Source organism: Erwinia sp., from assembly GCF_031978025.1.
Classification (GTDB): Bacteria; Pseudomonadota; Gammaproteobacteria; order Enterobacterales; family Enterobacteriaceae; genus Erwinia.
In genome coordinates, this window is sequence record NZ_DALZCD010000177.1 from 1 (window position 1) to 8,965 (window position 8,965).

Sequence of the window (8,965 nt, forward strand, 5' to 3'; positions counted from 1 at the left end):
CGCCAATACAGGAAGAGCCAATAACCGAATGCGGCTCGCGTCCCAGCGGCTTCAGAATCTTTTCCAGCTGGTAGAGCGTGCTGCCGGGAAAAGCCAGTACCTGTTTGCCTTCATCCAGCAGCTGAATTTTATCCATGCGGCGCGTGCTGACGATCACGATATCGCGGTCGTAATCGTTGCCGTCAGGCGTCGACCCTTCGGTCAGGCCAGTATTGGCCGCCTGCATTAACACAATGGCGTCTGCGGCCACGCAGGCCTGTAAGATGCGCCACTGTTCCAGCAGCGAGCCGGGAAACACCACGGCCAGCGCTTCGCCTTCGCCGGAGCGGAAGCCTTTGCGATAGCGTTCCGTTTTTTGCGGATCGGTCAGCACGTGGGTTCGGCCGACAATGCGGCCCAGGTCAGAAACCAGCCTGCTGCCGGTCGATGAGGGGGTATTCATAGTCTGATGTCCTTTTTTATCATCCGTCCTGACTTTAGCACTGTTAAACTAAAGTGGACTTCTCCGGCTTGAAAACTACCTGCTATCCTCAACTTATGGCACACTCGCTGCACGATTTTCTGTCGTTTACCTGAGAGAAACCACCCTGATGAAATGGATTTATTCTGTTAGCTTCGCCGTTGCGCTGGCGCTGCAGCCAGCCCTTGCCGACGATAACCACGGGCAGCATCCGCTCACGCCCGTCGCGCGCGACGCCTTTGTCAGCAATCTGCTGCAGAAAATGACGCTGAATGAAAAAATCGGTCAGCTCCGGTTAATCAGCGTCGGCCCGGATAACCCGAAAGAAGTTATCCGGGAAATGATCAAACAAGAGCAGGTTGGGGCGATTTTTAACACCGTTACGCGGCAGGACATCCGTGCAATGCAGGATCAGGCGATGCAGCTTAGCCGCCTGAAAATCCCGCTGTTTTTTGCCTATGACGTGGTGCATGGGCAGCGCACGGTTTTTCCTATCCCGCTGGCGCTGGCGGCAAGCTGGGATCTGGATGCTGTAGCGACCGTGGGACGTGTATCAGCTTATGAAGCGGCGGACGACGGCCTGAACATGACCTGGGCACCGATGGTGGACGTAACGCGTGAACCGCGCTGGGGAAGGGTATCAGAAGGCTTCGGCGAGGATACCTGGCTGACGTCGGAGATGGGCCGCACGCTGGTGGAATCGATGCAGGGGAAAAGTCCGGCGGATCGCTATTCGGTGATGACCAGCGTGAAACACTTCGCTGCCTATGGCGCTGTTGAAGGCGGTCGCGACTACAACACGGTGGACATGAGTCCGCAGCGGCTGGCTCAGGATTATCTGCCGCCTTACAAAGCGGCGCTGGACGCAGGCAGCGGCGGCGTAATGGTCGCGCTTAACTCCATTAATGGCGTACCGGCCACCTCAGACAGCTGGCTGCTGAAGGATTTGCTGCGCGATGACTGGAAATTCAAAGGCATCACCATCAGCGATCACGGCGCCATTAAAGAACTGATGAAGCACGGCGTGGCCAGCGATCCGCAGGATGCGGTGCGTATTGCTATCCAGTCCGGCGTGAATATGAGCATGAGTGACGAATACTACAGCAAGTATTTGCCAAACCTGGTCAAAAGCGGCGCGGTCAGCATGGCGGACATCGACGATGCCACGCGGCACGTGCTTAACGTCAAATATGATATGGGGCTGTTTAACGATCCCTATAGCCACCTTGGCGCGGCAGAAAGCGATCCTAAAGACACCAATGCTGAAAGCCGCCTGCACCGGCCGGAAGCCCGTGACGTGGCTCGTAAAAGCCTCGTGCTGCTGAAAAACCGCAATGAAACGCTGCCGCTGAAAAAATCGGGCACCCTGGCGCTGATCGGTCCGTTGGCCGACAGCCAGCGCGATATTATGGGCAGCTGGTCGGCGGCCGGCGTCTCGGCGCAGTCCGTTACCGTGATGGAAGGCATTAAAAACGCCGTTGCAGGCAAAGCGACCCTGCTTTACGCCAAAGGCGCTAACGTCAGCGACAACAAGGGCATTCAGGACTTCCTCAACCTGTATGAAAAAGCGGTTACGGTAGATGCGCGTACGCCGCAGCAGCTATTGGATGAAGCGGTAGAGACGGCGAAAAAAGCAGATGTTGTGGTGGCCGTGGTCGGTGAAGCACAGGGCATGGCGCACGAGGCGTCCAGCCGCAGCGATATTACTCTTCCGCCTTCACAGCAGGCGTTGATTAGCGCGCTAAAAGCGACCGGCAAGCCGCTGGTGCTGGTGCTGATGAACGGGCGTCCGCTGGCTATCGTTAAGGAGAGCCGTGAAGCCGATGCGCTGCTGGAAACCTGGTTCAGCGGCACCGAAGGCGGCAACGCTATCGCAGACGTGCTGTTCGGCGATTACAATCCGTCCGGCAAGCTGCCGATGTCTTTCCCGCGCTCGGTAGGGCAGATCCCGATCTATTACAACCACCTGAATACGGGGCGTCCTTACGATCCGGTAAAACCGAACAAGTATACTTCGCACTATTATGATGCGGAAAACGGCCCGCTTTATCCGTTTGGCTACGGGCTAAGCTACACCACCTTTACGGTATCGCCGGTTACGCTTTCGGCCAAAACCATGCCGCGTAACGGTCAGGTTTCGGCTTCGGTAACGGTCACTAACACCGCCAAGGTAGACGGGGCAACCGTGGTGCAGCTCTACCTGCGAGATCGGGTCGCCAGCATTAGCCGTCCGGTTAAGGAGCTGAAGGGCTTTAAGCGTATCATGCTGAAAGCGGGTGAGTCGCAGACCGTGACGTTCCCGATTGATGTGAAGGCGCTGAGTTTCTGGAATGCCAAAATGCAGCAGGTGGCGGAGCCGGGTCAATTCAGCGTTATGATCGGGCTGGATTCCGTTCGTACCAGCGATGCGGAGTTTGATTATCTTTAAAAACCGGGCGTAAGGCCCGGCTGTAAAAACAGGGAGGCGCGGGTGCGCCTCCTTTTTACTTTTCGCCTTCGGCAAACTTCAGCAGCGCGTCGCCGTCCAGGCGATAACGCACCCATTCCTTTTGCGCCACGGCGCCGATGCTTAAATAGAAATCGATAGCCGGCTGATTCCAGTCCAGTACGCTCCACTCAAGCCGACCGCAGCGGCGCTGGACGGCCAGCTGCGCAATCTGTTTAATCAGCGCTTTGCCCGCACCGTCGCCGCGCGCATTCGGCGAAATATAAAGATCTTCCAGATAGATGCCATTACGGCCAAGCCATGTCGAGTAGCTGGTAAAAAACACCGCATAGCCGACGGTTGCGCCATCCACTTCACAAATCAGCGCTTCTGTCTGGCTTTCTTCGCCAAACAGCGTTTCGCGAATGCCATCCGGCGTGGTCACCACTTCCTGTGGCGCTTTCTCATACACGGCCAGTTCATAAATCATGTCATAAATGGTTTGCGCGTCTGCCGGACGAGCCTGGCGGATAGTAATACTCATGATTTTTCCTTTCACCGGTGAAGTAAATCAGATCAGCATAACGGGAATGGCGTGCAAAATTAAGCGTAATCAAATGCTTTACCCGTGATAGCTAATCGGTCGCCTCTTTTTACAACGGAGCCTGCGTACAGAGATGATGGGTTTTTTGCTCAGAAATTGCGCGTCCTTTGCGCGGCAGGCAGGGAAAAAGACGGCCAGCTTCACCCTTATTGCATGCGACAGCCCAGTCGGCAGATGATTCGCCATCAGTGGAAAAATCCGGTTGGTCAATACAGCGCCCGGCATGACCGACAACGGGTAGAGGTTATCTGCCATTGCCGATAACTCAGCCACTCTTTTTAGTTAATGTATAATACTGCAACAGCCGCCAGAGTGGGATAAGACGCGGCCTGTGCGGGTTAAGATGGGATAAGTGCCTTTATATTCAGGAAAATAATGCTTTCACTCAGAGACAGGATCCAGCAGCAGGTTTTTCGCCTGAACGGGCTGGCGATGAACGACTTTGATCTCAGCCAGCCGCCCGGGGATCCCGGCCTTTACGGGCCGGACAGCGTTATCTGGCAGGTCCATGGCGATTTCCCGTCAATGCTTTGCGGCGGCATTTCGGCGCTGCTAATGCAGATGCTGCATCCTCAGGCGCTGGCAGGCGTCTGGGATCACTCGACCTTTCGCGACGATATGTCGGGCAGGCTGCGGCGTACCAGCCAGTTTATTGCCGTGACGACCTTTGGCAATACGGCTGATGCCCATACGCTCATCGAGCGCGTCAAACGCATCCATCTGCGCGTCACGGGCGTTGACGGTCAGGGCAATCCCTATGCCGCCAGCGATCCGGCTTTACTGACCTGGGTGCACGTAGCGGAAACCAGCCGTTTTCTGGCCGCCCATCTGCGCTATAAAAATCCGCTACTAAGCCGGGCGGATCAGGACCGCTATTATGCAGAAGCCGCCGTGGTAGCCGAAGCGCTGGGCGCCGAGCAGGTGCCGAAAACGGTGCGGGACGTTGACGCTTACCTGACAGCGATGCGGCCACAGCTGCGCTGTGATGAACGTACCAAAGCGGTGCTCGACGTTCTGCTGACGATGCCTGCGCCCAGCTGGCAAGCCCGTCCGGCAATGCACGTGATGATGATGGCGGGCATCGATCTGCTGCCCGACTGGACCCAACAGCAGTTTGGCTTTTATTTTCCTGACTGGCGGCAAACGCTACTCCGCCAGCGGATGAAATGTCTGGCAGCCGGGCTACGCTGGTGCGTGCGTCGCGGCGGCTATTATCGTGCCATGCAGCGCATGGGACGTGAAATTTGAGATTATTACCCTTGTTGTAACATGGCGCACGCGGGCATCCTGCTCTATTCTCCGGGAAGAGGGATGACCCTGAACCCTTGTCGAGGCGCTATGACACAGACGTACCGGCTGGCTGAAGTCTTTAATCAGCACCAAACCCTTATTGCTACGGTTGAGCAGGATGAGCGTACCGCCTATTTCTATCTCCGTCCTGCCGAGCCGTTTCGCGGCCAGTTTGCCGTGCGCGGCTGTTGGCTGAGAAACCTGCTGCCCGCGCCAGTGCAGGAAGACATCGACGCTATGGCACAGGGCGTGCCGCCGCTGCTCAGCGCCGAATACTGCCGCACGCTGCAGGCCGAGCCAATACTCCATCCGGCAGGATTGCAGGTTATCTGGACGCCCGGCGGTGATGGGGCGGCGCTTTGGTATCAAGGGCAGCTGCTGGCGGTGATCCCTGGCTGGAGCCTGTATCAGACCAGGCAGGTCAGCTTTTCGGCTGGCTGCATTAAAGAGAACCGGTTGACCGCGCCGTTGGGTTCCGCCTCTACCAACAGCTGGTACGCACAGGCGGAGAAAGATCGCCTCTTCTGGCGTGACTGGCAGGATGGCCAACCGTGGAACGCTATTCAGCGGGAAATGCTGCGCTGTTATGAATCGCAATATGGCGAATCGCTGAAGTACTATGCTATCGATCAGGGCAGCTGGCCGCCAATGGCCATTTCGCAGCATTATCACCACGGCAGCTGGTATTTCCTGACGCTGGGCATGAGCATTCGCCCGATGCCGTGGATCGACTTTCTCTATAAAGATAAAGAGGCTGGCGATCACCGCCGTATTGAGCTGGGCATGGCGATTGACGCCGAGGTAATGAGCGAGGAAAGCGCGGTACAGATGGCCAGCGCACTGGCAAGCTTCGCCCATTTCCCCTGGGCGCGCCTGAGCTGGCTGGGGGAAGGGCATACGCTCTCTTCTGCCGTCGCGCCGATAGGATTTGAAGGCTTTCTGCTGTCCGCCACGCTCGGTGAAATCGTTAAACTGCCGCCGCGCGAAGGGGAAAAAGTGACGTTGCTGTGGGCAACGCCAGTGACGGCCGCCGAGCAGGCGTTTGTCGAACAGGAGCCGGACGGTGGCCTGCAATTAGTGGAACGCTTAACCGAGGCGGGATGCAATCCTGTCTTCCGGGCGCGGCCCGAGCTGGTGGATCCTCCGGTTAGCTAAAAGTATCCGGGTTTCGCACGATTTTACCCAGCCATGACGGCGGAAGATATGCCACAATTATCTGAGATATTTCTTAAGGGGTGTGCATGTCTGCAATCGAAGTCATCCTGGTCGACGATCGGGATCGCGCCATTGGCCGAATGGAAAAGCTTGAGGTTCACCAGAAAGGCCTGCTGCATCGCGCGGTGACCGTTTACGTCTTTAACTCCCGTCATCAGCTGCTGCTGCAGCGGCGCGCCAGCGGCAAATATCACTGCGGCGGGCTGTGGAGCAATACGACCTGCGGTCACCCTTATCCGGAAGAATCAACGCGCCAGGCGGCACAGCGTCGCCTGTATGAAGAAATGGGGCTGTCGCTGACGCTGCAGCCCATGTTCGAGCTGAGCTATTATTTGCCGCTGGCAAACGGCCTGATCGAACATGAATATGGCCACGTTCTGTTTACCCTGAGCGATCAACAGCCGCAGCTCAATCCGGAAGAAGCGGATGACTGGCGTTACGCGTCGCTGCCGGACATCCGCCAGGAAATGGCAGAGCATCCCGAACGCTTTACGCCATGGTTTTTACATACCTTTGCCCGTATCCCTGCTGAATTAGCCCGTTTCACTGCGGCCGCAATGGCGGACTAGCCGCAACCTCTTCGTTTTCTAAATCACAACCTTATGGCCTGGCAGCGCCTCACAGAAAGCGTTAGCGTCCGTACGGAGCTAACGGTCAGCATCGGGTTCGCGTTGGCACCCATTTCACAGCAGCATCGGGTAGTTAAACGAGGCAAAATCCATGGCATGTGAGTCCGGACCGGCGCCCTGACCTGGCAAAATATCGCGACTGAAAACATGGTTGCGTGCCGTCATCCGTTCTGCCCATCGACGTTGGGCAGCGGCAGAAAGAGCAGTGACGGCCAAACGGGGCAGGGTGATTTAGTTGTAAAGAGGCGGTTTTAAGTGGTTAATTGTTCAGCTACTCTTGAAGCTGGGTCAATAACAGGGAAACGCGAGATGGCTAAAAGCAGAACGGTGGGCGGCGCACTGGCGCTGGTGGTTTGGCTGGCAATGGCGGGCGGCGCTCAGGCGGCGGAAGCGGTAAAAGTCGGCTCGAAAATCGATACGGAAGGTTCGCTGCTGGGCAACCTCATTTTACAGGTGCTGGATAAGCATGGCGTGAAAACTGTGAATAAGCTCCAGCTGGGCAATACTCAGGTCGTCAGGGGCGCCATCACGGCGGGCGAGCTGGATATTTATCCGGAGTATACCGGCAACGGGGCCTTCTTCTTTCACGATGAGAAAAACCCGGCCTGGAAAAATGCGCAGGCAGGCTATCAGCAGGTTAAGAAGCTCGACGGTGAAAAAAATCATCTTGTCTGGCTGACACCCTCGCCTGCAAACAATACCTGGACCATAGCGGTACGCGGCGATCTGGCGCAGAAAAATAAACTCGCTACGCTGGACGACCTCAGTGCCTGGCTGAAAAAAGGCGGCGAATTTAAGCTGGCGGCCTCGGCAGAATTTATCGAAAGACCTGACGCGCTTCCCGCTTTTGAGCGTGCTTACCAGTTTAAGCTGCAACAGGACCAGCTGCTGTCGCTGGCTGGCGGCGATACGGCGGTAACGCTGAAAGCGGCAGCGCAGCAGACCTCTGGCGTTAACGCGGCGATGGCTTACGGCACTGATGGCCCGGTAGCGGCACTCGGCCTGCAAACGTTGAGCGATCCAAAGGGCGTGCAGCCCGTTTACGCACCAACACCCGTTGTCCGTGAAGCGGTGCTGAAAGCGTATCCGCAAATCGGCGACTGGCTGAAGCCGGTCTTTGCCTCGCTGGATGAGTCCACGCTGCAGCAGCTGAATGCCAAAATTGCGGTAGAAGGCATGGACGCTAAAAAAGTGGCCGCCGACTATCTGCAGCAAAAAAACCTGTAATCGCGCGGCAAGATGGCCATTCGTGTACACAACAGCGTGACGCTAACGCTGGCGCTGTTGCTGGTTGCCGCGCTGACGATGCTGCCTTTTCTTAACTGGGCACCTAATCGCCTCGTTTCCGGGCAGCCGCTTGCCCTTCAGCAGGTGGCCAGCGGCTTCAGCTGGCTGCTGCTGCTGCCCGCGATGCTGCTGGTGCTGCTCGCGTTTTTGCCGCAGAAACGCGGCTGCCTGATCTTCACGCTTATCTGCAGCGAAGCGCTGCTGGTGGCGCTGGTTGCTGCTGGCGGCTTTGCGGCGGCCTCGCTGGCGCAGCAGGGCCATCCGCTGGCGAGAACATCCTGGGGAAGCGGTTTCTGGCTGGCCGCGGCGCTAACGCTGCTGATGGCGACGGATGCCATCAGCCGGTTGACCCGACATGCGCGGTGGCGTTTGCTGCTTAACGCTCAGATCTGGCTGCCGGTAATTTTTTTGTTGCTGAGCGGCCAGCTTGACTCGCTCTCCCTGCTTAAAGAGTATGCTAACCGCCGTGATGTCTTTAACGAAGCGCTGTTACGGCACCTGCTGATTTTAGGCGGCACGCTGTTCCCGGCGTTGCTGCTCGGCGTCCCGCTGGGCTGGTACTGTTGCCGTCGTCCCGCCATACAATCAGCCGTCTTCGCCACGCTGAATATCATCCAGACCGTGCCTTCCGTCGCCCTGTTCGGCCTGCTTATTGCTCCGCTCAGCGGGCTGGTGCGTGAATTTCCGGTACTGAGCGCCTTCGGCATCAGCGGTATCGGTATGGCTCCCGCGCTGATCGCACTGATACTTTATGCCCTGTTGCCGCTGGTGCGTAGTGTGGTGGCCGGGTTGCAAAACGTCCCGCAAGCGGTCATTGAAACCGCCCGGGGGATGGGGATGAGCGACAGACAGATATTTTGGCAGGTCGAGGGGCCGCTGGCGCTGCCTGTATTGCTTGCCGGGCTACGCGTCACGGCAGTGCAAACTATCGGTATGGCGGTCATCGCTGCGCTAATCGGGGCTGGCGGCTTCGGTACCGTTATCTTTCAGGGGCTGTTAAGCAGCGCGCTGGATCTGGTCATGCTGGGGGTGATCCCTGTTATCGCGGTGGCGGT

8 protein-coding genes are annotated in these 8,965 nt (G+C 57.5%); 6 read left to right on the forward strand and 2 right to left on the reverse strand.

Going from position 1 to position 8,965, the window contains the following annotated elements:
* The coding region (locus tag RTK32_RS14320) for an FAD-binding protein (RefSeq protein WP_312045075.1) at positions 1-442 on the reverse strand (442 nt) is incomplete at its 3' end.
* 148 nt (positions 443-590) lie between these two features.
* On the opposite strand from RTK32_RS14320, the gene bglX reads away from it, so the two are divergent.
* Complete coding sequence (gene bglX / locus RTK32_RS14325) at positions 591-2,888, forward strand: beta-glucosidase BglX (protein WP_312045077.1); 2,298 nt, start codon at positions 591-593, stop codon at positions 2,886-2,888.
* 55 nt (positions 2,889-2,943) lie between these two features.
* On the opposite strand, the gene RTK32_RS14330 is transcribed toward bglX, so the two are convergent.
* Positions 2,944-3,429, reverse strand: a complete 486-nt coding sequence (locus RTK32_RS14330) for a GNAT family N-acetyltransferase (protein WP_312045079.1) — start codon at positions 3,427-3,429, stop codon at positions 2,944-2,946.
* A 435-nt stretch (positions 3,430-3,864) separates the two neighbouring features.
* Here RTK32_RS14330 and RTK32_RS14335 point away from each other — a divergent pair, with 435 nt between their 5' ends.
* The 5 genes from RTK32_RS14335 to RTK32_RS14355 all read left to right on the forward strand — a co-directional run.
* Positions 3,865-4,737 (forward strand): oxygenase MpaB family protein, encoded by an 873-nt coding sequence (locus RTK32_RS14335; protein WP_312045081.1) that lies wholly within the window; start codon positions 3,865-3,867, stop codon positions 4,735-4,737.
* A 90-nt stretch (positions 4,738-4,827) separates the two neighbouring features.
* Positions 4,828-5,934: a suppressor of fused domain protein gene (locus RTK32_RS14340; RefSeq protein ID WP_312045083.1), complete on the forward strand. Its 1,107-nt coding sequence runs from the start codon at positions 4,828-4,830 to the stop codon at positions 5,932-5,934.
* Positions 5,935-6,020: 86 nt separating this feature from the next.
* Positions 6,021-6,563 carry an isopentenyl-diphosphate Delta-isomerase gene (gene idi / locus RTK32_RS14345; protein WP_312045084.1) on the forward strand — a complete coding sequence of 181 codons (543 nt, stop codon included), beginning with the start codon at positions 6,021-6,023 and terminating at the stop codon, positions 6,561-6,563.
* A 369-nt stretch (positions 6,564-6,932) separates the two neighbouring features.
* Entirely contained in the window at positions 6,933-7,850 is a 918-nt protein-coding gene (locus RTK32_RS14350) for an ABC transporter substrate-binding protein (RefSeq protein ID WP_312045106.1), read from the forward strand.
* A gap of 12 nt (positions 7,851-7,862) precedes the next feature.
* Positions 7,863-8,965: ABC transporter permease (locus RTK32_RS14355; protein ID WP_312045107.1), on the forward strand; the 1,103-nt coding region annotated here is incomplete at its 3' end.

Coding starts and splice junctions, on each gene's coding strand:
- bglX (WP_312045077.1), top strand. CDS start 591: ATGAAATGGATTTATTCTGTTAGCTTCGCCGTTGCGCTGGCGCTGCAG.
- RTK32_RS14330 (WP_312045079.1), bottom strand. CDS start 3,429: ATGAGTATTACTATCCGCCAGGCTCGTCCGGCAGACGCGCAAACCATT.
- RTK32_RS14335 (WP_312045081.1), top strand. CDS start 3,865: ATGCTTTCACTCAGAGACAGGATCCAGCAGCAGGTTTTTCGCCTGAAC.
- RTK32_RS14340 (WP_312045083.1), top strand. CDS start 4,828: ATGACACAGACGTACCGGCTGGCTGAAGTCTTTAATCAGCACCAAACC.
- idi (WP_312045084.1), top strand. CDS start 6,021: ATGTCTGCAATCGAAGTCATCCTGGTCGACGATCGGGATCGCGCCATT.
- RTK32_RS14350 (WP_312045106.1), top strand. CDS start 6,933: ATGGCTAAAAGCAGAACGGTGGGCGGCGCACTGGCGCTGGTGGTTTGG.